The organism is Cellvibrio sp. QJXJ, assembly GCF_024452345.1.
Taxonomy (GTDB): Bacteria; Pseudomonadota; Gammaproteobacteria; order Pseudomonadales; family Cellvibrionaceae; genus Cellvibrio.
Genome location: NZ_CP101662.1, coordinates 454,993 through 480,626, shown reverse-complemented (window position 1 = coordinate 480,626; position 25,634 = coordinate 454,993). Strand labels below are relative to the sequence as shown.

Sequence of the window (25,634 nt, the reverse complement as noted above, 5' to 3'; positions counted from 1 at the left end):
TCAGGCTGAAGCCATACAGCGTCGCGCGTTATTAATAAAAGCTGTTAGTTTGCTGTGATCTTTTTTCCCGGGTGCAGACTCTACGCCACCGCTAACGTCAACACCGTAAACACGCGTTGCCGCTATCGCCTCTCTCACATTGGTAGGAGTAAGACCCCCAGCCAAGACCAGCGGTGTTGATAACCCTTGCGGAACACGCGCCCAATCAAAGGTATCACCTGTTCCACCCGGCACACCGGGACGGTATGCATCAAGGAGGATTCCAGACGCACTTGGATAAGCAGCAATTGCGGAACTTACTTCCAACCCCGGACGCATACGTATAGCCTTCATATAGGGGCGCTTGAAGGATTCACAATAAGCCTCCGCTTCATCACCATGAAACTGCAATAACTGCAGAGGGACTTGATTCAATACGCTGTGTACAAACTCTGGATCAGCATTAACGAATAAGCCGGTAACCGACATAAATGGCCCTGCAGCCAACGAAATTTTTCGTGCCACATCCAGACTAACTGCCCGGGGACTCGCGGCATAAAAAACTAATCCAAGCGCATCGGCGCCAGCATGGGCGACTGCGATAGCGTCATCAACCGAAGTAATACCGCAAATCTTCACACGCATAGAAGACAAAACCGGCCGCTCCAATGTTCAAACCAAAACAGAGCCCGCCAAGAAGTTCCAGAGGGCAAAAATAAGGCGGCGATAATAACAGAATTTACTCATTATGGCCGCAAAAACACGGGAGTAGACTCAGCCCTTATTAGCAAAACCACCAATAGGTTCAGGGAAATACAAAGGCCCGGGTGGAGCACTGGGTAATTCAAAACCTGCAGAGTATTCAACACCAACGAGATATAAACCAAATGGCTTGGCAGTCACACCGCCTGCACTCCTATCACGCGCAGCAAGCACCTCACCAACCCACTCCACCGGCTTATCACCCGCACCAACCGCCATCAGCACACCAACTATATTACGTACCATATGATGCAAAAAGGCATTAGCTTGCACCTCCAGCACAATCAATTCACCGCGCCGCACGATATGCATATATTCGATGCGGCGGACAGGGCTTTTAGCCTGACATTGCGTAGCGCGAAATGAAGTGAAATCGTGCTGCCCGACCAAGTAACTGGCTGCCGCGCGCATCGAATCGACACACAATGGACGCGACGACCAAGTCACCTGATCATGCAACAATCCTGATGGCACTTTCGCATCAGTTAATAAGTAACGATAGGTACGATTCTGTGCCGAAAATCGCGCATGAAATTGGGGAACAACTTCTTTTGCCCAGCGCACACTGACTGAATCTGGCAAATATGGGCGTGTACCGCGCAGCCAAGCCTTTTCAGGCCGAACAGCCAAAGTGTCAAAATGAATAACTTGATTGGTTGCATGAACACCTGCATCTGTTCTCCCAGCACAAACCAAAGATATAGACTCGTTCGCCACTCGGGAAAGAGCAACCTCTAACGCTTGTTGTACAGTCTTAACACCATTTGGCTGAACTTGAAAACCATGATAGTCAGTCCCCTTATACTCAATACCCAAAGCAATTCGATGCATACCCTCTGGCCATAGGGTATCCATTACAATTTCACCACTGCGTGTATAAGGCTTGGAGCTCGGCACATAGTTATCGTTCATACAATACCAATCAAAAAAATCTGAAATAAAAAAGCCTTGCAGGTTAGTGCAAGGCTTTTTAAAAAACAGCGAAGGTTACACTATACGACCAAGCAACTCGTTAGCCTCATCGCGCTGCTCTTCATTGCCTTCATTCATAACCTCAGCAAGTATATCCTTCGCCCCTTCAGTATCCCCCATATCGATGTAAGCACGCGCCAAATCAAGCTTGGTTGCTGCCTCATCGGCATCAGCAAGGAAATCCAACTCCGAATCCATATCCTCATCAGACAAATTGGCCAAGGTAGATTCATCACTGGAATAACTGTCTATATTCAACTCATCGGATTCAGCACCAAAATCAGACAAGGCCTCATCAAACAAATCCTCGTCCTGCTCCAAATCCAGCGGTTGCTCAAATGCAGGGACGGATGCAACCTGCCCGGTCAAATCCTGTAAACCATCACTACCATCGAGTGCCGATGGAAGTTCGTCATGCAGCTCAAGATCGACAACCTCCTCATCAGTGGCAGGCAACCCCGCATCTATAGACTGCTCATCCAGTGCGGCAAACTCTTCATTGAGGGACTCAAAATCAAGTGATTCATCTGCATCTGACAAGTCAAATGCAGTGTCATCAACTTCTGCCAACAAAGATGCGTCTTCACCATCTCCAAGCAGGTCCGCATCTAGCTCAACTTCTTCAACTTTATCGAGATCATCAGTCAACACCAACTTGGTGGAGTCGAGATCCTCTGCCAAAAACTCCAATTCGCTTTCAGTGTGCAAGGGGTAAATATCGTCATCAAGATCGAGACCCGGCTCGGCCTCGTCTTTAGCTATTTCAGCAGCAACAAATTCAGCAATGACCGGCTCTTCATCCAGAGCTGATTCTCCATCAAAGTCCACATCAAGACTTTCCATTTCATGATCAAGCGCCGCCAAATCAACATCATCAACATCCATATCCAGATTGAAATCATCCGCAACAACCTCCAGCGATTCAGAGCCGGCCACCGGGCGGGGGGAAACGTCCACCAAACCAAGATCGTCATCAAAATCAAAACTGAATTCCTCGTCTAGATCCTGTGAACCTGACGACACATCAGTAACAATCGAGCTGTTATCTAATTCATCCAACTCTAAAGAAAGGTCATCAGTATTCCCAACCGTAGCAGCTACCTCTGGCTCATCTATATCCGACAAATCAAAATCGAATTCTGATACACCGTCCGCAACATCAGAACTCGCAAGCTGAGAGGGCGCCAGCGAAGCAATCGTGGACTCATCGTCATCAAGGTCCAAATCAAAATCGAAATTGAATTCATCTTCGCCCCCTACCGGAGCAGATACCGCTGGCTCGTCACTGGTAGATGACAAGCTTGCATCCGTTGCACCCAGATCATCTAAAGAGAAATCACCATCAAACTCATCATTGCTGGAAACATCCGCCACTGCGGAAAACTCTCCAGCATCAGCAATTGTTTCGCGCAACTCAGAAGCACGCGATATGAGTGCAGCTCCCGCAACCGGCAAAAGAAGCGCATAGTGTTTGTCAAAGGCTGGGGCATTTTGTTGCTGCGCATAAACCTCCAGTAATTTCATGCGAATATCGGCTGACTGTGGGTCTTTATTCAGAGCATTGACCAGCATTTCCTCCGCCTGATCGAGCTTCCCATAGGCAATATAAATATCAGCCTCACCAACTACATCACCCGTTTCCGCAACTGCAGTTGTTTCAACATTCTCTTCAAACAGAGAGGAATCGATATCGTCAACAGCTTCCTCTTCATGACGGGATGAGTAGTCTTCTTGATCAGAGACAGACTCATCCAACGCAAATACATCCTCTTCCTCAGCCTGCTGTTGCTCGGCCTGCTGGCGACGACGATAAGCGTAAGCCGCTGCACCGGCACCAAAGAGCCCAAGAACGGCCAGCGCGAGCCATAAAGGATTATCTTTGAGCGAATCAAAAATACTTGGCTCCGCTACAGGCTGTTGAACAACTGGTTTAGGCTTGGGTGGTGCAGGCTGAGGCGGCTGAGCGGCAGCCACACTGGACGCTGCTGCGGAGACAGCCGGAACAACTTCTGTTGCAGCAGCGGATGCTTGAGAAACCTGAGAAGCTGACTGCTCTGCTGCTGGTTCTTGCCCGGCAGCAACTTGAAGAGCTCGTAACTTCTCGTTGCTCACTGCAACCAGACGCTCCATGGTTTCTATTTGAGCTTCGAGATCTTTAACACGAGACCCAAGCTCAGTATTTTCGGATTTGGTTTTGTCCAGCTCTTCCAGCGTGGCAGCCAATTCACTCTCAAGCGCCCTGCCTGAGCCATCGTTAGCACCACTACCCTGCCCAGTGTTATTGGCACCTGAGGTCGGCGCCGCTAATTTGACTCGACCACTTACCTCTGCAGATTCGGTGCGATTGCTAGTAGAGCGACGAGAAGCATTGAGCTGGGCACCGTAATTTGAATCGCCAGTGGCCTGCGCAAACTGAGTGACAGCTTCCGACTTGGCAACCGAGGTCATATCACTGGCATCAGGAACACGTAAAACCTGCCCACGACGCAACTTGTTGATGTCACCGTTTATAAACGCGTCAGGGTTAGTGCGATATAGGGCCATCATGCTTTGATGTACTGACACACTGGAATCAGGGCGAGCACGCAATGCGATCTCCCATAAAGTATCGTTGGCACGAACTTCATATTCATCGCTATTAAGTGGGGACTTGGTAGCACTGGATGGCTGACGAGATGATGGTGCACCCGAGGACACTGTAGCACTGCGTGAGGTAACGGGTGCCGTAGTTTGCGCACGCGGTGATGGGGCCGTAGCCGCAGGTGCAGCCACCGAAGAGACCTTGGCATCCTCCTCAAATGTCGGCAAATCCATCAATAATGTGTATTCACGCAACAGGCGCCCAGCAGTCCAACGCGCCTCTATAAGAAAGTTCAAGTAAGGTTCGCGTACCGGGTTGCGCGACCTGATAATTACTTTGGGGCCATCCGCAGACTCCAAATCGACCTGAAATTGCAGTTCGGTATAAAAGTAAAGGCGATCTACGCCATTTCGTTCAAAATCTGCCGGGGAAGCAAGCGTAACGAGAATTTGTTCAGCGGTTAAATCGCGGGTATCAAGCAACTTTACTTCAGCTTCGAGCGGCTGATTAAGCGATGATTTGAGTTTAACCTCACCCAACCCCAAAGCACTGGCATAGGGCGACAGCACAAAGGATGTAAGACCACAGGCTAAAACCAACTGACGAAGACGCATAGCGCTATCCTTTTATTATTCCACGGCTTAAATGAACTAGAGCAGCCAGACATTTTAGTTGATAAACACAGCGTAACGCCGGTCAAGAGTGCTGTGTCAAAGAGGCATAAAACCTCGAATGAATCTTCAGTATCGTTCGTAAGTATTCATTATAAATAGCTTTTTATCAATACTCGGGGTCTTGACAAAGCCCTCGGAAAGATCACTTTTTAATGATTTCCAGCAGCGTTTTGATAAAAATGTGAAAAAAGGCTGACATTTAAATCCTTGTTTAGCTTGTTTTGGCCTATAAAAAAGCAAAAACCTCCGAGGAAGCCGCACCCTCGGAGGTTTTAATTTCGTTCAAACCATTAAATCAAAAGTGACTATTTGGACTCTTTGAGTATGCGCAGCATACGGCGCAACGGCTCAGCCGCCCCCCACAACAACTGATCGCCAATCACGAAAGCAGAAATATATTCCGGCCCCATATTGAGCTTACGCACTCGACCTACACCAATTTTGAGGCCACCGGTGATGGAGGCTGGCGTCAATTCTTGCTCAGTGATGCTACGGTCGTTTGGCACAAACTTAACCCAATCATTGCCGGACTTGATGATGGATTCAATCTCTGCAAGCGGCAGATCTTTTTTGAGTTTAATCGTCAGCGCCAAACTGTGGCAGCGCATAGCGCCAATGCGCACACACAATCCATCTACAGGAATGATGTCGCTGTTGCCCAGAATCTTGTTGACCTCAGCCTGACCTTTCCACTCTTCTTTGGACTGACCATTATCCAATTGCTTATCAATCCAGGGAATCAGACCGCCAGCCAGCGGAGCTGGAAAGAATTCGCGCGGCACATCATTACGGATAGTGTTAGCTACTTTTCTATCGATATCCAAAATGGCAGAAGCAGGTGTTGCCAGCTCATCGGCTACAGCACTGTGAATCACACCCATACCCTTCAACAACTCGCGCATGTGGTTGGCACCACCACCCGAAGCTGCCTGATAGGTCATAGAGCTAACCCAATCCACCAAACCAGCATGAAACAAACCACCCACACCCATCAGCATGATGGAATTAGTGCAGTTTCCACCGATGAAGTTTTTAACGCCCTTTTTCAACGCCGAGTCGATAACACCTTGGTTAACCGGGTCAAGAATGATTACAGCGTCATCTTCCATACGCAGACTGGAAGCAGCGTCGATCCAATAGCCATTCCAACCAGAAGCGCGCAGTTTCGGGAAAATCTCATTGGTGTAGTCACCGCCTTGGCAGGTAACAATCGCATCCAGTTGCTTCAAATCATCAACTGAATAAGCATCTTTCAATGCAGGCAATCCAGCCGCAACGGCCGGAGCAGCGCCACCTACATTTGACGTGGTAAAAAATACGGGTTCGATAGCTGCAAAATCATTTTCTGCTTGCATACGCTCCATCAACACAGAGCCGACCATACCGCGCCAACCTACAAAACCTACTTTCATCTCAGTCTCTCTTTAACAATTCACAAGCTAATGATTAGGCCAGCGCTGCAACAACAGCATCGCCCATTTGCGAGGTAGATACTTTGGTCTTACCTTCCGTATAAATGTCTGCGGTGCGATAACCCTGATCCAACACCTTGCCGACTGCAACCTCAATTGCATCCGCAACCTGAGGATAACCGAGCGAATAACGCAGCATCATGGATACCGACAAAATCGTCGCGAGCGGATTAGCGATGCCCTGCCCGGCGATATCCGGTGCAGAACCATGGCAAGGCTCATACATACCCCGACCATCTTTATCCAATGACGCCGACGGCAGCATACCGATAGAGCCTGTCAACATAGCTGCCGCATCGGACAAAATATCACCAAACATGTTGCCAGTCACCAACACATCAAACTGTTTTGGCGCGCGCACCAATTGCATAGCGGCGTTATCAACATACATGTGCGACAACTCTACATCCGGATACTCTTTATGCAGGGTATCCATCACTTCGCGCCACAACATAGTCGCCTCAAGCACATTCGCTTTATCAACCGAACAGACTTTACCATTACGTTTGCGCGCCATTTCAAATGCAGTACGGCCGATGCGGATAATCTCGCCCTCTGAATATTTGTAGGTGTTGTAACCTTCGCGCTCGCCGTTTTCCAATACACGAATACCGCGCGGCTCACCAAAATAAATACCGCCTGCCAATTCGCGTACGATCAAAATATCCAGTCCAGAAACCACTTCTGGCTTCAGCGAAGATGCATCTACCAATTGTGGATATAACAACGCTGGACGCAGATTCGCATACAAGCCCAATTGCGAACGGATTTTCAGCAAGCCTTTTTCAGGGCGAATGGAACGATCCAGCTTATCCCACTTGGGACCACCGACAGCACCCAACAAAATCGCATCGGCTTTGCGTGCTTTTTCAAGCGTTGAATCCGCCAAGGGAACGCCGTGCACATCAATAGCACAACCGCCCATTAATTCATTTTCGAAGGTTAAACCCAAATCGAATTTGGCATTAACCACATCCAGCACCTTGCGCGCTTCACGCACAATTTCAGGACCGATGCCATCGCCTTCCAAAATTAAAATATGTTTGCCCACAAGCATTCTCCAATTAAAAAATTCTTATTTCGCCTCTCATTTAACTACATCAAACAACCAAGGCGCTTCAACGCGCTTTTTGGCTTCGTAGGCGCGAATGGCATCAGCATGTTCGAGAGTTAAACCAATATCATCCAACCCATTTAGCAAGCAATGTTTGCGAAATTCATCCACATCGAATGCAAAACTTTCACCGCTTGGGGTTTTAACAACTTGCGCTGCCAAATCAATTATCAATTGATAGCCTTCTGCCGCGTACATTTCATTAAACAAGCTATCGACAATCTCATCACTTAATACGATGGGCAGCAAACCATTCTTGAAACAGTTGTTATAAAAAATATCGGCAAAGCTAGGAGCTATCACACAGCGAAAGCCGTAATCATCCAGCGCCCAAGGCGCATGTTCGCGGCTGGAGCCACAACCGAAATTTTCGCGCGACAACAGCACAGTCGCACCTTGGTAACGTGGAAAATTCAGTGGAAAATCCGGATTTATTGGGCGCCCTTCGCAACTTTGATCCGGTTTACCTTCATCGAGATAGCGCAACTCATCAAACAAATTTTTCCCGAAACCGGTACGTTTAATCGATTTCAAAAATTGCTTGGGAATAATCATATCGGTATCGACATTGGCGCGATCCATAGGAGCAGCAACGCCTTGCAAAACGGTAAAACTTTTCATCGCGGTCTCCTACTGATTAATTGAATGTGCGCACATCGACAAAATGACCAGCAATCGCAGCGGCGGCAGCCATCGCCGGGCTCACCAAATGCGTTCTGCCACCGTAGCCCTGGCGCCCTTCAAAATTGCGATTGGATGTTGATGCACAGTGCTCGCCATTTCCCAATTTATCCGCGTTCATGGCCAAGCACATGGAACAACCCGGCTCACGCCATTCCAAACCGGCGGCGATAAAAATCTTATCCAGCCCTTCGGCTTCCGCTTGCGCTTTTACTGCACCAGAACCAGGAACCACAATCGCCTCTTTTACCGATGACGCCTTGGTGCGGCCTTTCACCACTTCAGCTGCGGCGCGAATATCTTCAATGCGCGAATTAGTGCAAGAGCCGATAAATACGCGATCAACATGAATCGAGGTAATCGGTTGGTTGGCTTGTAAACCCATATATTGCAATGCGCGCAACATACCTTCGCGCTTGACCGGATCAGTTTCTTGCGCCGGATCGGGCACCTTGTCCTCAACCGAAACAACCATCTCCGGCGATGTGCCCCAACTCACCTGCGGCTTGATTTCAGCACCGCTTAACTCGACTACTGCATCAAAGTGCGCGCCGTCATCACTCACGTAATTGCGCCAATCGGCTACAGCACGCTCCCACAAATCACCTTTAGGTGCGTAGGTTCTCCCTTTTACATAATCGATAGTGATTTGATCTACAGCGACCATTCCAGCGCGCGCGCCCGCTTCAATCGCCATATTGCACACGGTCATACGCCCCTCCATGCTCATATCGCGAAAAACCTGACCGCCAAATTCCATCGCGTAGCCAGTACCGCCGGCGGTTCCGATTTTGGCGATGATCGCGAGCACAACATCTTTTGGTGTCACACCCAAACCGAGCTTGCCATCCACTTTAACGAGCATGTTTTTCATTTTTTTAGCGACCAGACATTGGGTCGCCATCACGTGCTCTACTTCGCTCGTGCCTATTCCATGCGCCAGAGCGCCGAGAGCACCGTTGGTGGCGGTATGGGAGTCGCCGCACACGACTGTCATACCCGGCAAACAAGCACCGGTTTCAGGGCCGACTACATGCACAATGCCTTGACGATGATCGTTGATTTTGAACTCGACAATACCAAACTCATCGCAGTTATCGTCCAGCGTCTGCACCTGGATCAAGGACACAGGGTCTTCAATCCCCGCAACACCATGTGCACGCTCTTTTTGCGTGGTAGGGACATTATGATCTGGTGTGGCGAGGATAGAGTCCACACGCCATGGCTTGCGGCCAGCCAAACGCAGACCATCAAACGCCTGCGGAGAGGTCACTTCGTGAACTATGTGACGATCTATATAAATGAGAGCAGAGCCATCGTCGCGCTGCTGCACGAGGTGGGCATCCCAAAGTTTGTCGTAAAGCGTTTTAGCGGCCATGGTGAATCTCCAATCATTCGGCTTACACGGTGTTTTGTTATGAATAATCAGGTCTGCCCGATCATTACTGCATGGGAGCAATAGTACGACCAGACAACCCATAAAACAAATTTATCTTTTTTATATATTGCATTCCAAAATGGAATGAATTAAAAAGCCTTATGGATACTCAACATTTACAAGCATTTGTCGCCATAGCAGAGAGCGGCTCATTCTCGGCAGCAGCCGAACGATTACATCTTACGCAGCCTGCAATAAGCAAACGCATTGCTTTGCTGGAGGAGCAATTAAAGTCACCATTATTTGATCGGATAGGTAGACAGGTTGCACTCACCCGGGCTGGTCAGGTTTTGTTAAGCAAAGCGACACTAATATTGTCCGAGGTGACAGCCGCCCAACGCGCCATTGCGGATCTGAAAGGAGAAGTTGAAGGCAAACTGAGCATAGCAACCAGTCACCATGTAGGACTTCATTACTTACCACCTTATTTACGCGAATTCTCCAAGCAATTTCCTCAAGTAAAGCTGGATTTGCACTTTTTGGATTCGGAGCAGGCATATCATGAAATACTCCAAGGCAGATTCGACCTCGCCATCATCACGCTCGCACTCGAACAGGATGCGCGCCTCCAAAGCCACAACCTCTGGCACGACCAACTCCACTTCGTTGCGGCGCCAACCCACCCCCTCACCGCGCAATCGTATCTTCAGCTGGCCGATTTAAGCCAGCACCCTGCGATAATGCCCGACACCAACACCTACACAACACAGTTAGTTAGCAACCTCTTTGTGACGCAAAATGCAGCGTTGAACATTGGTATGGTCTCGAATCATCTTGATACGATTAAAATGCTGTTGAGTATTGGCCTCGGCTGGGGGATCCTGCCCAAACGGATACTGGATAACCAACTGGCTATTCTGGATGTAGTACACGAACCTATTATGCGCCCCCTGGGCTGCATTCATCATAAGCAGCGCTCACTGAACAACGCCGCAAAAATGTTTCTGCAACTTTTGCACAAGGAAAATCACTCCATCACTCCTACCGCTTCCCAGTGAAAAAACAGCACACAAACACACTATTGTCATGCACTATTATTTACACTAACTCCACTCGTTTCAGTATCTTCAACAAAAGGAACTCACCATGAAATCACTCTCACCAATTGCTAAATACTCGTTTGGCGCCATGTCCTTGCTGATAGCAAGCCATGCCAGTGCCGATACTATTTTTGGCATTTATGCTGGCGCAGGCACTTGGCAAAGTGAATACAGCGGTAGTGTCGGCAACCCTTCAGCCACTATGGATGAGCTGGGTTTTGATGAAAACAACAACAGCTTTTATTACATTGCCGTTGAACACCCCGTCCCACTAATTCCGAATATCAAATTGCAGCACAACGACATTAGCAGTCGCCAAACCGGCTCCTTAAACAGTGATTTCAGTCTGGATAACACCACTTATCCCACAGGTACCGAAGTTTCAACTGATTTTGACCTTAGCTATACCGATGCCGTGCTCTATTACGAATTTCTGGACAATTGGCTGAATCTGGATTTGGGTGTGACAGTTCGTAAATACTCAGGCCAAATGCAAGCGGAGGCATTCGGTGTAATCGATGAGGTCGATGTGGATGTGACACTACCCCTGGGCTATGCACGCTTCCAATTCGATTTACCACTCACTGGTTTTTCAGCTGGCTTTGAAGGTAATTACATCAATTACAGCGGCAACTCAGTCTCTGATTACAGCGCCAAAGTCAGCTACATGTTCGATTCAGCACTGGATCTGGGCATTGAGGTTGGCTACAAAGCCGCGTCCATTAAAATTGACGAAGACGACATAGATACTGATATTCGCTTAAAAGGCCCTTACGCAGCCGCGATTTTCCACTTCTAAGCTTCAGCTACACCAAGTAACCACAACAAAATACAAAGCCCCGCACATGCGGGGCTTTGTATTTTCAACACCTACGAATTACAGGGCGCCTAGCTGCAAATACAGATTGTAATCGCCACTAAATGTAAACCCATAGCCTAAATACAAAGGCCCCAATGGAGTCTCCCCACCCAGATAAATAACGGCAGAATCAAGCCACAAATCATCAGAATTAAGCGTGTATATTTGATCCAATCGCGCGGCTTCTATACCCAAACCAAGACGCAAGTCCCCATTCAAACCCAGCGGCATACGCCCAATAATACGCTCAGTACGAAGGTGCGCATAAAACGCATCATCACCCAATATTTGATTACTCGCATAACCCGACATATTCAAAAAGCCCCCTAACATCACCGCATCATAAACCGGCAAAACACCCTTCAATGAGGTGATATGAGCGGCGCGCGCCCCGACCACAAAATCATCCAATTTATAAACTGCTCCCAGATCAAGCGATAACTTTTTGTACCCCTGATCTGGTGAATCAAAATAACTAATATCCGCTCGCCACCCATGCGAAGGGAAATACAAGCGGTTGCGACGATCCAAATTTAATTCATAAATAAAACCACCATACTGTTCATCCACATTAGGCAATACAACAGCACTAATATCGGCGCTGCCGCGCATGTGATAATCCCTCCACCCAAATTTCGATCGCCCATAAACTCCCAAATTTTTACCCAGTGCCAGCTCGTAATAAGAAGTATCCAACTTGTATTCTGCGACCTGCTGGTCATCGCTATAAATACCAATAGTCTCGCGCTTTCTGAAATAAAGTGGTTCCACAAAAAAGCGCTGACTGGGTGTTAATGGCTGATAAAAATTCAACTCCATTGAAGGCTTCCCACCCACATCGACCGCAGCAAAAAACTCACCGCCATAGGTATTTATCCAGGTATTACGATAGGCTCCGCGAAAATTAAAACTGGAACCCTGACGGTACTCATTATCAATCGCGAATCCGAAAGTAACATAATCAGAACCCCAGTCTTTTTCTCTAACCAATACCTCCAACACATTGCGCTCATCGCGACGAACCACCCTGTAATCAACGCCATCGTAAAAACCATCTCCATAAGTGCGAATTAAATCTTGCTCCAATGCCGCACGATCCAGCGTTTGACCGACCTGCTGATAAATGTGACGGGCTACGAACGCTGGGTGTACCCGCTTGGTAGGCGCTATAACAACTTCATCAATAATGACCGCCTCGCGTACCGAACTGCGCCGCTTTTGCCCCCACAGCGCATAACTTTCCGGTGTCGCTGTGAGCAGACGCAATGACGATAACTGCCGCTCTGCAGCAGCACGCCCTGTTGCAGCAGCCTCTTCGTAACGGGCAAAGTCAGTGGCCCGGATATCACCCAATTCTGGCGCGATATAGATATCCGCCCCCGTCAAGGTCGATAGGGATCGCTCTACATTTTGTTTGGTTAATATGCCAATCATCTGGGCAGAAACACTGAGCAGCGACCCAACTTCCTCAGGCGCCTTCAGGGGGGAGCCAACATTCACAACAATAACCCGATCGGCCTGACAGAGATCTCGCGCGACCTCGACCGGCAGGTTATCAACCAAACCACCATCGACCAGCTTGCGCCCCTGATATTCCACCGGCGCCATCAGCCCTGGCACCGACATACTTGCGCGCATTGCCTGGGTAAGGCTACCGTTGCGAAACACCACCCGCTCACCGGTACCGATATCGGTTGCCACTATTGCGAGCGGGATGGGAAGTTGTTCGATATTGCGCTCACCCAGGTCTTCATCCACTAGCTGATTAAAAAAGAGCTTGATCTTCTCACCTGCGACCACCCCCGGTTGAATTTGAAAACCTCGCTCAGACAGCCCCACCTGGGTACCCGCCAAGTAGCGCCTGCTCACTCGCTTCTGGCGGTAACTCAATTGCGAGTAATCAGCCAAATCAAGAAATATGTCTGTCCAATCAGCACCTGCCAGCTTGTCCCGCATCATTTTGGGCGAGAGCCCAGCCGCATAGGATCCTGCCACCAAACCGCCCATGCTAGTGCCCACCACACAATCCACAGGGATACGCTCTTGCTCAAGCACTTCAAGCACACCGATGTGGGCAGCGCCGCGTGCGCCCCCACCACCCAGCACTAACGCGGTACGCCCCGATTCCGCAACAGCAGCCACACTGATGCTGATCAACAACAAACTTACAGCCAGTATTCTCTTCATCTGGTCTCAATCTTCCTTAGGATCTAAACAGGGATATGGGCTTGCCAATAACAGGTACTACGAAGGATCAATCACAAAGGCAAACATAGCAACTTTCTTATAACACCCCAATATCAGCTGCAAATAGCTCACTTATTAACCTATAGAAGACAGATTTAGTTGCTATTCAGAGCACTTAAAGGAGTAGATAGAGGATATATGTCCCTAAATTAGACTCGATTTGAGGATTAATGAAACGACAGTCGTTTTTTTTCATGACACACAAACTACACATCCCAATTTAAGCGTAATTATCAGGTACTTTGTCATTATTTATTAGCCCAATTAAAAAAAGCATCCCACTTTTTGCACATCATTCGGTAGAATGACCTACAAATTACGAACCTCCAGGAAGCCATGACCATGTCCCACACACAAGTTGATGACCTCAATGTGGTCTCACAAGAGCTGCTGATTTCCCCTGCAGCCTTAAAACATAAAATTCCCCTCACTGAAAAAGCGCGGGACGTTGTTACTCAGGGCCGCGAAGTTGTACGCAACATCCTCGACCGCAAGGATCATCGTATTTTTGTAGTGATTGGCCCCTGCTCTATTCACGACGTGGCAGCTGCCAAAGACTACGCCCAGCGCCTAAAAAAACTGGCAGAAGAAGTGAGCGACACAATCTACATAGTAATGCGTGTCTATTTTGAGAAACCACGCACTACCGTAGGTTGGAAAGGGTTAATTAACGACCCCTACTTAGATGATTCCTTCAAAATTGAAGAGGGGTTACATATTGGTCGCCAACTGTTGTTGGATATTGCAGAACTGGGTTTACCTGCGGCAACCGAAGCACTGGATCCGATTTCACCACAATACTTACACGATCTGATCAGCTGGTCAGCCATTGGCGCACGCACTACCGAATCGCAGACTCACCGTGAAATGGCCAGTGGTTTGTCATCTGCTGTGGGCTTCAAAAATGGTACTGATGGTGGCCTGACTGTCGCTATTAACGCACTGCAATCAGTATCCAAACCACACCGCTTCCTGGGCATTAATACCGAAGGACAAGTCGCAATTATCCACACTCGCGGCAACGGTTACGGCCATGTGGTACTGCGTGGCGGCAATGGCAAGCCCAATTACGATTCGGTGAGCGTGGCGGTTTGCGAACAAGAATTAACCAAGGCAAAAGTAGTCCCCAACATCATGGTCGACTGCAGCCATGCCAACTCAAACAAGAATCACGAGTTGCAAACACTGGTAATGGAAAATGTCGCCAATCAGATTCTTGAAGGCAACAAATCCATCATCGGCTTGATGGTTGAAAGCAACATTGGTGCAGGCAGCCAAAGCATCCCAGCCAACTTATGCGACCTCAAATACGGTGTTTCAGTGACCGATGCCTGTATCGATTGGGCCACCACAGAGAACAGCCTACGAAAAATGCGCGACACTATCAAAGAAGCCTTGGTAAAAAGAGCGCAGGTATAGTATTGCCCTCTTACAAACCACAAAAAGCGGCCTTTCATGGCCGCTTTTTTGTTTACAGGCATACCGGATAAAAGTTAGCTTGCTCACAGATTGTTAAATTTATCGACACAAATGCCGTTCGTCTCTGGTCTTTTCAGGGGCCGACTGTTAGATTCCACGCCGCAAAGACTCTCAGGATGCAACCTCATCTCAATTTAATCCGGTCACCTTGAAAGGCTCACTATGGCACCCAGTCAACCGCTTAAAACTGCAATTACCAACATCCACTCAGCGCACCATACCCTTGGCACAACTGCGGTCGTGAAAGCGGTGGAGCTGGGCGAGCTGGCATTGAGCGTGAGTAACATGTTGGGCTGCGACTATGTTTTCGTCAGCCATTTTGGCCCCCATGTACTGCTAAGCCCAGAGCACCTACATCGCACCATCCGCGAGCTACTCGATATGCTCGACACCTCACCCAGACAAAGCCTGATAGTTAGCGCCGATGAACTACCCGAAGGGCAAATCACTTTCACTCGTTACGATTACGTCTGGGAAAACCGGAAAGTGGTTAGAGTAAACCCCAATCACATAACCGACCAAGAGCAGATCGATTTTATCCAAATGATGTTTGATTGCAGCTCAACCTGCTAACGCCTCTCACTGCTAGCACAGCCCGGCTTCTTGACCTACACTCTCAAAAATTAAAATAAACAGGCACTCATAAGAGCGTCTGTACTTATCGGCAATTATTCAGTCAACCTGTTGTACAACGGTGAATGCGAACAGAAATGGCGCAATCTTGCGCTGTCCCCTATCGCACATAATTATCAGTCAACTCTTGACGAGTAGTATTTATGCCCAGCTTCATCAAAAAAATTCCCAGTGTTTTCTTAGGGCTCTTTTTCTCTCTAAGCATTTCCCATTGCGCAACAGCAGAACAAAAAACAGTAGTCACCAACATGAAATCCAACGTGCAAACGGATTACATGAACGGGCTCCTAAAGTTGGCACTTTCCTACGCCAATACAAACTATGCCTATACCTCCACACCCGAAGTTTACTCGCGCCCAAGGGTAATGGAGTCAGTCAAATCTGGCAGTATTTCAGTGATGTGGGGGGGAACCTCGGAAGAGATGGAGCGCGATTTTATCCCCATCAGAATCGATGCCTACAGAGGCCTAATGAATCACCGACTCTTTTTCATACGTCAGGGTGATCAGGCGCGCTTCGACAATATCCAAACGCTGGATGATCTAAAAAAAATAAAAATGGGCCAAGGTCGCAGCTGGCAAGATGCGTCAATCCTCGAAAGTGCTGGTCTTGACGTTGTTAAAGCCACAAAAAAACCCAGCCTCTATTATATGTTAGAGGGGGGGCGCTTTGACGCATTCCCACGTGGGGCCAACGAGGTCTGGACTGAACTCACCGCCTTTCCCAACTTGGCACTGACCGTAGAAAAGCGACTGGTCTTGATTTATCCACTGCCCACTTATTTTTTTGTAACTCCCAAAGACCCAGAGTTAGCAAGAGACATAGAAAACGGGCTCGAAGCAGCTATTAAAGACGGTGCTTTTGACCGATATTTTTATGGCAGCCCTGAAGTTCAGGAGGCACTGGAAAAGGCGAATCTACCTAATCGCCGAGCCATTCGCATCAACAACCCTTATCTCCCTAAAGCAACCCCACTGGATAGAAAAGAGCTATGGCTAGACCTGACACGCCAGGCACCAATCGAAAGCAACAATCAAGAAAATGGGATACAAAACGAGGAATTGCCCCAAGAGTAAAATCGCGCATTAGCCAAAAAGGAAACTTTTCGCGAAAAATATAATCCCATTCATGGTCGGCCCTAGGTTGTTTAGGGGGCCGATACTGCTTTTACCCCCCCATTTCCGCTATTATGAGAGCAACAAGTGGGGCATCCCCTCAATCGTTCCTGCCACTTTCGCTCGTATGTATTTGACCTTTTGAGAAGCTCTTTATGCAAATTGCTGTTGTGAGATCGCTAAAATTTACACTACTCAGTGTTTTGATAAGCTTGTCGCTCCCAGGTTTAGCCGCTGTCGAAGAGCTCAAACCTAGCCCGGAGCAAAGTAAAGCCGTTACTGATCTGGTAGAAAAACTCAGCAAAGAGCATTACCGGGATCAAGAACTCAATGACGCCCTCTCCTCTCGTTATTTAGACGGATATTTGAAATCGCTGGACAATGCGAAAAATTTCTTTTTACAAGCGGATATTAACGAATTCGAAAAGTACCGCAAAACATTTGATGATGACTATAAAAAAGGTCAATTGGATAATAGCTTCGCCATATATAACCGCTTCAACAAGCGCATGGTTGAACGCTTGGAAAAAGTTATTAAAGAGCTGGACGATCCCAAAACAAAATTTGATTTTGAAGTAGAAGAATCAATTGTAATTGATCGTGAAAAGGCGGCTTGGCCAGCTACTGCTGCCGAAGCAGACAAACTGTGGCACCAATACCTCAAGTCAAACCTGCTCAATTCAATGCTGTCAGAAAAGACGCTGGAGGAAAGCAAAACAACACTGCGCAAGCGTTACGCTAATCAACTGCGCCGCCTCAAGCAACAAACTCCCGAAGAAGCATTTAGCGTGATGATGAACTCACTCACCACACTCTATGATCCACACACCAATTATTTATCGCCCGAAAATGCAGAGAACTTTGATATTAGTATGTCACTGGAACTACAGGGAATTGGCGCCGTATTGCAGAGCGATGAAGATTACACCAAAGTCAGTAGTTTAGTGGTGGGCGGCCCAGCGCAAAAACAAGGTCAACTAAAACCCAACGATAAAATTGTTTCTATTGCACAGGGTATTGATGGCGAGTTTGTCGATGTAGTTGGCTGGCGCCTTGATGAAGTAGTCAAATTAATTCGCGGGCCCAAAGGCACTATTGTTCGCCTGGAAGTGATGCCTGCCGACCCAACCGCTACCGCGAACAAGCAGGTCACTATTAAACGTGAAACGGTAAAATTAGAGGATCAGGCTGCCAAAAAAGCGGTATTTGAAATTAAAAATGGTGACACCACCTTTAAACTGGGTGTTATTGATATTCCGACCTTTTATATGAATTTTGAGGCTTACCAAAAAGGCGATCCCAATTACAAAAGTACCACTCGCGACGTTTACAACTTACTTAATGAATTAAACAAAGAAAAAGTTGACGGGATTATTATCGACTTGCGCGACAATGGTGGCGGCTCTTTACCGGAAGCAGCAATGCTCACGGATCTGTTTGTTGACCCGGGCCCTGTTGTACAAATTCGCCAAAGCGATGACACAGTTTCGCGCAATTATCGCGCTTATCAGCCAGCTGTTTATCGCGCTCCTGTCGCCGTGCTGATCAACCGTTTAAGCGCCTCTGCATCGGAAATTTTTGCAGGGGCAATTCAAGATTACGGTCGTGGCATTGTGATTGGTTCAACCACCTTTGGTAAGGGTTCAGTGCAAAACCTGGTTGACTTAAAACATGGTCGCCTGAAGATAACTGAAGCCAAATTTTATCGCATCTCCGGTGACAGTACCCAGCATCGCGGCGTCATCCCTGATGTCTCACTACCGAGCCTTCTGGATCCGGATGAAATCGGTGAAAGCAGTTACGACAATGCACTGCCTTGGGATCGAATTCATCCAGCACCGCATCAAAACTATTACAACATCAGTAAATTTCTACCGCGGATTGAAACAGCGCATCAAGAGCGCTTGGCACGAGACCCTGAATTTATTTACTTGAACAAGCAAAGCGAAATATTTAAAGAAGCAGCGGCAAAAAAAGAAGTTTCGTTGCGCCTTGCAACACGTAAACAAGAACAGCAGCAGCTTGAAGAACGCATGCTGAAAATGGAGAACGAATTGCGCGCTGCGAAAGGAGAAAAACCTTACGCTGATTATGCAGCGCTCAAAGCAGACAAAGGTGGAGACGATCCGGATGCAGAACCTGAACAAGAAAATAATAAGGAAATTAATCCCAAAGAAGATCCTTACCTGATGGAAGCCGGTCACATCCTTGCCGACTTTATTGGCCAGGTTAAAGCGCCTGAATCAAAAGTCGCACAACAGTAGTATTTTTCCTAAAAAACCCCAAACACCTGAGCACTTGTGCTCGGGTGTTTTTTTAAAAGAGTTTAGCTATGAAGGCCATATCCTTTAACGTCAATAGTATTCGCATGCGTTTCCATCAGCTTGAAGCGGTGATTGCAAAGCACAATCCGGATTTCATTGGACTACAAGAAACTAAAGTTAACGACCCCGAGTTCCCACTGGAAACGATTCAATCGCTCGGCTATCACGTTGAATATTTCGGCCAGAAAACTCACTACGGTGTTGCTCTCCTTTCCAAATATCCATTCAAAGAAGTCATTAAAGGTTTTCCGGGCGGCGATGCGGATGCACAACGCCGTTTTATCGGTGGAGTATTCGACACGCAACTTGGTGAGATAACAATACTCAATGGTTATTTCCCTCAGGGGGAGAGCCGCGACCACGCCATAAAATTTCCAGCCAAACGAAAGTTTTATGGCGATTTGATCGATTACCTGAAAAATTTTGAAACACCGGATAAACAACTGATGGTCATGGGTGATATGAATATCTCGCATCAGGATATTGATATCGGGATTGGTGAAGTCAACCGCAAGCGTTGGTTAAAAACCGGTAAATGCAGTTTTTTACCTGAAGAACGTGAATGGCTGAATGAATTGCTGGCCTGGGGCTTAAAAGATAGTTTTCGCGAGCATAACCCGGAAATTTGTGACATTTTTAGCTGGTTTGATTATCGCAGCGGAGGCTTTGAGGATAACCCCAAACGCGGCCTACGCATTGACTTGATTTTGATGACTCAAAGCCTGCTGGATAAATGTGGCGCCAGCGGAATTGATTACGATGTTCGAGGAATGGAAAAACCTTCAGATCACTGCCCTATCTGGGTTGAACTGAAGGTTTAAGCTTTAGAGCGATAAATCAAAAATTGTGGTTAGAACAAGCTATCAATAACACCGTGATGGCAAGAAATGACATTCACGGTGCAATAACCCTATGAATACCCGGTTTCATAACCACACATTGTTGGTAAATGAAGCTTCAATATTTCCGCCAGCCGGCGTGTTGCCGGCCCGGCGAAATCGCGATCCGCAAAGGTCAAGTAAGTGGTCACCTCGCGCACCGCACCTACCTCAACCGGTAAATACTTCAAGCGCCCAGCGGCAATATCCTCATAAGTGTAAGCATCGGGTAACCAGGCATAACCAAGCCCCAACCGAATGGCATCAAGTGAGGTTTTGATATGGCTCACCGTCCAGCGCTGATCAGCCTCCTGCCAACCTTCAGTCCTGCGGCGATACTGCCCCGAATCGCGCACGATAATTTGTCGATGCTGGCGCATATCTTCATAAGTAATAGGTCGACCAAGATGCTGTAATGGGTGGTCAGGACTAGACACACCATGCATCACAACCGTGACTAATTTTTCCCCCATAAACCCCGTAGGCACTCGTCCACCAATCGCTAAGTCGATCTGGCGCTGCAGCAACGCATCCTCGGTACCACTGAGTACTGACTCAAACACTTCCACCCGTGTATCCGGAAAATCCTCTGCAAAAATGGCCAAACACTGCAACACCCGCGCCGGAGGGATGATGATATCGGCAGCGATTTTAACCAAAGGTTCTACTTGCACAGATAAACAGCCCGCCGACTTTTCCAAGCGCTCCGCTTGTTCCAATAACTGCTTTGCCCGGCGATATAACAATTCACCTGCTGCCGACGCTACCGCTTTACGTCCCTGCAATTGGAAAACCTTTACTCCCAACGCCAATTCCAATTGCGATATAGCATAAGACACTGCCGATTGGCTTTTATTGAGCAACTCAGCTGCCTTTGCATAACCGCCCGCATCGATCACCGCCAATAACGCGCGCCATTGCTCCAGAGTTACTTTATTTTCCGTGCTGACCACCCGCGCCGGGGTTTGATCTTGTGCCATAGCGACGCTCCCACTCCAATGCCATCAAATTGATTAAATAATTAGATCATAAGCAACCAAATATCGCTATTTATCATTCGCTCGTCAAATCATTAAATGGATACATGGCAATTAAGCCACCCCAACGAGGAATATGACATGGCAACTCTTTTACAGATCAATAGCAGTTTGTTCGGCGAGAATGGTAACTCCAGCCAACTTTCCCAAGAATTTGTACAACGCTGGAAAGCCCTAAATCCAACTGGTGAGGTAATCCTGCGCGATTTCGCCAAGGAAACTATTCCCCATCTGGATGCAACTCGGGTACAGGCACTCTTTACCCCTGAAGCAGACCGCACGACGGAACAACAAGCAGTCGTCGACTACTCGGACAAAATTATTGCCGAGATTCAAGCGGCAGATGTGATTGTGATTGGTGTACCACTCTATAATTTTGGTGTGCCTTCAACGCTGAAAGCCTACTTCGACCATATAGCTCGTGCGGGCGTCACCTTCAAGTACACCGAAACCGGCCCCGTTGGCCTGTTAAATGACAAACCTGTTTACATCATTGCTGCTCGCGGTGGAGTTCATCAAGGTCTGCCCAGCGATACCCAAAGCCAGTTCCTGACCAACTTCCTGAGCTTTGTAGGGCTAAAAGATGTACGTTTCATTTATGCAGAGGGTCTGAACATGGGCCAAAAAGATCAAGCCTTTAGCGCCGCTAAAGCAGCAATTAGCGAAGAGGTTGCGGCTTAAGCCGCCCTCCCGCCTAACCTTAACGAGGAAAATATTATGCAACGCCAGTTACAACAAATCCTTCAAGGGCGCGAGACCAGTGATGGTGCTGGTGTTCGCATTAAACGCAGCCTTGGGCAGCATCAACATGCGCGCTTTGATCCCTTCCTGATGCTCGATGAATTTGGTAGCAGCAGTGCAGATGATTACATCGCCGGGTTCCCTGCTCATCCACACCGCGGATTTGAGACAGTGACCTACATGCTTGAGGGCCACATGTTGCATGAAGACCACATGGGCAACAGAGGCCATTTACGCAGCGGTGATGTGCAATGGATGACCGCCGGGCGCGGCATTATCCACTCCGAAATGCCACAGCAGGAACATGGCTTGATGCGCGGTTTTCAGCTCTGGTTGAATTTACCCGCTGCGGAAAAAATGAAACCAGCGCACTACCGTGATATTCCGGCCGCCGATATTCCACAAGCAAACTTACCGGGTGGCGGACGCATCAAGGTGATCGCCAACACAGCAGTGATCAATGACAAAATTGTCAGCGGCCCCATTCAAGGGTTAACCACTGAAGCAATTTATTGGGATGTACATCTACCCCAGCATGCAGAGTTCAATCATGCCATCCCAAGCGAGCACAATACTTTCATCTACGTGTATGAAGGCGATGTTGCAATCGGTGAAGATAGACGTAAGCTCACGCAAGGCAATGCAGGTCTGTTAAGCAAAGGGGACGAACTGAAAGTACAAGCACTCGGCGCAGACACCCGCTTTTTGGTGATTTCAGGTAAACCCATCAAAGAGCCGATTGTGCAGTACGGCCCGTTTGTGATGAATACTACGGATGAAATTGAACAAGCTATTCAGGATTATCGCGCGGGAACCCTGGCTAGTTGAATGAAATAATGTATCGATAACGGCTATTGCAGGCGCTATCGATACAGCAAATTAATAATCTAAAACCATGGTTTGATAACGGCGACGCCCCAGTGGCCTCTCTTGATGCGCGGCTAACCTGGCTTGCGCATAATGTTCCGCCACGGCTATTGCCGCACAATTAATAATATCCAAATTACCTGCATAGGTTGGCAAATAGTCGCCAACGCCCTCCACAGTCAAATCGATTTGCACACCACCATCAATGCTTATGGGTTCAGACTGCAATTTATATCCGGGCACATAGGCCTGCACTTTTTTTTCCATATCCAACAATGCACAACGCAAAGCGACCATATCAATCGCATCCGCATAGGCACACAAGGTATTTAACATAGGTTTTTGCGTATGCGCTTCGTCATTGATCAACTCAATATCGATCGTGTTAATACCAGTGTATTTATATAAACCAGCGCGGGTATTGCGATAATACTCATCGATATTGGCAAGAGTACCAGGGCCGATAGAATCAGGAGAGACAACAGACTTCAGGCTGAGGCGACTAATGTTGGGAATCAAGCTGGCTAGCACATAGGCAAGAGGAATGGATGATTGGCCACCACAAGAAATCATACTGATATTTTTATTTTCCAACGCTTCACTCATACCCAACGCAGGCACACAGCACTCACCTATTTGAGACGGCGTTAAGTCGATAGCAAATATTCCCAACTGATCAAAAATTTGTGCGTGCTCTATATGGTGCGCGGCTGATGTGGCATCAAAAACAATATCACAGCGGCAAGACTGATCAAAAAAAACACTAACACCTTTATCGGAGACAGGTACACCTAACTTAACTGCATGTTGCATTCCTGCCGATTGTAAATTTCTGCCCGCAAATATTACGCATTCCATATAGGGTGATCGCTGAACTTTTATCAGTAAATCTGTCCCGATCTTACCTGTTCCCAAAATACCTACCCGCAACCGGCCACTCGGTTTAGCGACGGCAGCTTTTCCACCCGTAAAAAAATCGCCTTTTAATAATGATGTAATGAACTGCATAATCAAATCCTTAAGAATTATTGCATTAACCGACCAACTATCGGCGACCACTAAAGCGCAGCAAAGATTCCACAATAGCGTCATGTTGAGAACATCAAGGATTAATTTTCGCGAACCATCTCGCATTAATTTAAAAAGTAAATATAGAAAAATAAAATAGAGCTACGAATATAAACATTACAATTTGAAAAATACTTAATAGAAAACAGCATCAAAATCATAAAATAAATTAGAACACTAATTTAGATGCCACAATTTTTTTATCCCGCGCTAAAAACCTATCATCACACTCTGCAAATGTTCATAATCGCGCGCCCACTGATAAAGAGTGAAGCCACAATATTAATAACGAATTCAAGATAGCCTTAGCACTGCATTCGCACCTGTACTTTGACCTGAGGTATTGTCGAAGTGAAATATTTTTTTTGACAATTACGAACCAAAGGAGAATCAAGTGGTAAAACAGCCCAAGTATTATTTCGAGACCATTCTGGGAATTAATGCGCCATGGTCGATACAGGACGTAAGTATTGATGAGAAGAATAAAATAATTAAAATCGATATTGCCTATCAGCTGGAAAAATCAAAGTTTTCTTTCTTTGCAAAACCCAGTGAAACAGCGTCACAAAAAATTCAACATACCAATAATGTTAAGCGTTGGACACATACCCGGCTAGGACAATACAGCTGTCAAATTAACTCTGCTTACTTTGACCCCACTATTACAACCTTGGGTGTAAGTAGAGATAGCCTGTTACAACCTGGATTTTTGGGGGATGCCAACCGGAACTATAGTCATCAGCTGCGACAACAAATTGCGCTAGCTCATACCCGAGGTTTGGCTGCTGAAGCAATTTCACAAATGCTGCTGATTGAACCATCATTGGTTGATGAAGTACTATCGGATATAGAGAAAACACCAGAATCCTATCGTATGGCAATGGTCTTACCCACCGAAGTAGATCCCATTTGGGAAAACATGGTCTACGATAAATTTCACCTAAAAACCCAGTCCTTTCCGCTGCGACTAATGCTATCAAAATTAAAGCTCAGTATTATCGACCCCAATACCCATGTTCAAATAAGCGATGCAGTGAACGAACTGCGCAAGTTTTTTATTGCGCATATAAATCACTTGGAATCTGAAGTTGGGCAAATATGCGCGCTATCCAATAAAAAACACCCCATAGATGAACGACAAACAACAACTACAAAATTGGTTTTGCCTTCACTAAAAAATAGCATTTGGCTGAAGCTGGTAAGCGGAAAGGTAGATCTAAAATCCACAAACATGCCATTGAATCTATTTTTGGTTCGACTGCGACACGCGTTCACCCATATGGATGATAATAATAGTCGTATTACAGCACTTAATTCATTGCGGGAATTCTTTCGTAAGAACGCAAGAACATTGAAAAAAGAGTTGATATTAATGAATCAACTCATGAATGCACCTGAGGAAAATCAGTTTACGCTACCGGATGAAAACAGTGGTATTTGGCAACGAATTCTTAAAGACGACACGTTTATTCCAAGCTCACACATAGCTTACAAATTATTGCTGGCTAATCTTCGCTCCCAGTTGCTGATGAACCCTGACCCGGTCGTTGAATTAACGGCTGCGCGCCGCGTAAGGGATTTCATCAAACACAACCAGCGCTTCATGCAACAAGAATTGCGCATGGTCATAAATAATAGCCACGCACATTAATTCGATTCCCAAGGAGATAGAT

At 47.2% G+C, this 25,634-nt stretch carries 20 protein-coding genes; 10 read left to right on the top strand and 10 right to left on the bottom strand.

The window, feature by feature from the left end:
* From NNX04_RS02140 to leuC, 7 genes are all read right to left on the bottom strand, one after another.
* Window positions 1-624, bottom strand: coding sequence for a phosphoribosylanthranilate isomerase (locus tag NNX04_RS02140; RefSeq protein ID WP_261947351.1), 624 nt, complete (start codon window positions 622-624; stop codon window positions 1-3).
* A 129-nt stretch (window positions 625-753) separates the two neighbouring features.
* Window positions 754-1,653 (bottom strand): tRNA pseudouridine(38-40) synthase TruA, encoded by a 900-nt coding sequence (truA, locus tag NNX04_RS02135; protein WP_081489675.1) that lies wholly within the window; start codon window positions 1,651-1,653, stop codon window positions 754-756.
* A 75-nt stretch (window positions 1,654-1,728) separates the two neighbouring features.
* The gene (locus NNX04_RS02130) at window positions 1,729-4,908 is read right to left on the bottom strand and encodes a FimV/HubP family polar landmark protein (protein ID WP_261947350.1); all 3,180 of its coding nucleotides are present in this window, start codon (window positions 4,906-4,908) and stop codon (window positions 1,729-1,731) included.
* Between the two features lie 365 nt (window positions 4,909-5,273).
* A complete protein-coding gene (asd, locus tag NNX04_RS02125; protein WP_261947349.1) occupies window positions 5,274-6,380 on the bottom strand; it encodes an aspartate-semialdehyde dehydrogenase in 1,107 nt (368 codons plus the stop codon).
* A 34-nt stretch (window positions 6,381-6,414) separates the two neighbouring features.
* Window positions 6,415-7,497, bottom strand: coding sequence for a 3-isopropylmalate dehydrogenase (gene leuB, locus NNX04_RS02120; protein WP_410004072.1), 1,083 nt, complete (start codon window positions 7,495-7,497; stop codon window positions 6,415-6,417).
* Window positions 7,498-7,527: 30 nt separating this feature from the next.
* Window positions 7,528-8,175: a 3-isopropylmalate dehydratase small subunit gene (leuD, locus tag NNX04_RS02115; RefSeq protein ID WP_261947347.1), complete on the bottom strand. Its 648-nt coding sequence runs from the start codon at window positions 8,173-8,175 to the stop codon at window positions 7,528-7,530.
* 16 nt (window positions 8,176-8,191) lie between these two features.
* Entirely contained in the window at window positions 8,192-9,613 is a 1,422-nt protein-coding gene (gene leuC, locus NNX04_RS02110) for a 3-isopropylmalate dehydratase large subunit (RefSeq protein ID WP_261947346.1), read from the bottom strand.
* A 161-nt stretch (window positions 9,614-9,774) separates the two neighbouring features.
* Between leuC and NNX04_RS02105 the strand changes: the two genes are divergently transcribed.
* Together NNX04_RS02105 and NNX04_RS02100 are read left to right on the top strand one after the other, a co-directional pair.
* Entirely contained in the window at window positions 9,775-10,671 is an 897-nt protein-coding gene (locus NNX04_RS02105) for a LysR family transcriptional regulator (protein ID WP_261947345.1), read from the top strand.
* Between the two features lie 88 nt (window positions 10,672-10,759).
* Entirely contained in the window at window positions 10,760-11,512 is a 753-nt protein-coding gene (locus tag NNX04_RS02100; protein ID WP_007641828.1) for a TIGR04219 family outer membrane beta-barrel protein, read from the top strand.
* A gap of 78 nt (window positions 11,513-11,590) precedes the next feature.
* Here NNX04_RS02100 and NNX04_RS02095 read toward each other — a convergent pair whose 3' ends face one another.
* On the bottom strand, window positions 11,591-13,759 hold the full coding sequence (locus tag NNX04_RS02095) for a patatin-like phospholipase family protein (RefSeq protein WP_261947344.1): 2,169 nt from the start codon (window positions 13,757-13,759) through the stop codon (window positions 11,591-11,593).
* Window positions 13,760-14,161: 402 nt separating this feature from the next.
* Here NNX04_RS02095 and NNX04_RS02090 point away from each other — a divergent pair, with 402 nt between their 5' ends.
* The 5 genes from NNX04_RS02090 (at window position 14,162) to xthA (ending at window position 20,191) form a co-directional block, all read left to right on the top strand.
* Window positions 14,162-15,238: a 3-deoxy-7-phosphoheptulonate synthase gene (locus NNX04_RS02090; protein WP_040391798.1), complete on the top strand. Its 1,077-nt coding sequence runs from the start codon at window positions 14,162-14,164 to the stop codon at window positions 15,236-15,238.
* A gap of 222 nt (window positions 15,239-15,460) precedes the next feature.
* Entirely contained in the window at window positions 15,461-15,871 is a 411-nt protein-coding gene (locus NNX04_RS02085; RefSeq protein WP_261947343.1) for a hypothetical protein, read from the top strand.
* Between the two features lie 203 nt (window positions 15,872-16,074).
* Window positions 16,075-17,007 (top strand): transporter substrate-binding domain-containing protein, encoded by a 933-nt coding sequence (locus NNX04_RS02080; protein ID WP_261947342.1) that lies wholly within the window; start codon window positions 16,075-16,077, stop codon window positions 17,005-17,007.
* 194 nt (window positions 17,008-17,201) lie between these two features.
* On the top strand, window positions 17,202-19,310 hold the full coding sequence (locus NNX04_RS02075; RefSeq protein ID WP_261947341.1) for a carboxy terminal-processing peptidase: 2,109 nt from the start codon (window positions 17,202-17,204) through the stop codon (window positions 19,308-19,310).
* A 68-nt stretch (window positions 19,311-19,378) separates the two neighbouring features.
* Entirely contained in the window at window positions 19,379-20,191 is an 813-nt protein-coding gene (gene xthA / locus NNX04_RS02070; RefSeq protein ID WP_261947340.1) for an exodeoxyribonuclease III, read from the top strand.
* Window positions 20,192-20,280: 89 nt separating this feature from the next.
* Here the strand turns inward: xthA and NNX04_RS02065 are convergent, their stop codons facing one another.
* A complete protein-coding gene (locus NNX04_RS02065; protein ID WP_261947339.1) occupies window positions 20,281-21,228 on the bottom strand; it encodes a LysR family transcriptional regulator in 948 nt (315 codons plus the stop codon).
* Between the two features lie 138 nt (window positions 21,229-21,366).
* Here NNX04_RS02065 and NNX04_RS02060 point away from each other — a divergent pair, with 138 nt between their 5' ends.
* Window positions 21,367-21,966 carry an FMN-dependent NADH-azoreductase gene (locus tag NNX04_RS02060; protein ID WP_191966450.1) on the top strand — a complete coding sequence of 200 codons (600 nt, stop codon included), beginning with the start codon at window positions 21,367-21,369 and terminating at the stop codon, window positions 21,964-21,966.
* Between the two features lie 36 nt (window positions 21,967-22,002).
* A complete protein-coding gene (locus tag NNX04_RS02055; protein WP_261947338.1) occupies window positions 22,003-22,854 on the top strand; it encodes a pirin family protein in 852 nt (283 codons plus the stop codon).
* 51 nt (window positions 22,855-22,905) lie between these two features.
* On the opposite strand, the gene NNX04_RS02050 is transcribed toward NNX04_RS02055, so the two are convergent.
* A complete protein-coding gene (locus tag NNX04_RS02050; protein WP_261947337.1) occupies window positions 22,906-23,901 on the bottom strand; it encodes an acetylating acetaldehyde dehydrogenase in 996 nt (331 codons plus the stop codon).
* 454 nt (window positions 23,902-24,355) lie between these two features.
* On the opposite strand from NNX04_RS02050, the gene NNX04_RS02045 reads away from it, so the two are divergent.
* The gene (locus NNX04_RS02045; RefSeq protein WP_261947336.1) at window positions 24,356-25,612 is read left to right on the top strand and encodes a hypothetical protein; all 1,257 of its coding nucleotides are present in this window, start codon (window positions 24,356-24,358) and stop codon (window positions 25,610-25,612) included.
* The last annotated feature ends 22 nt before the right edge of the window (window positions 25,613-25,634 follow it).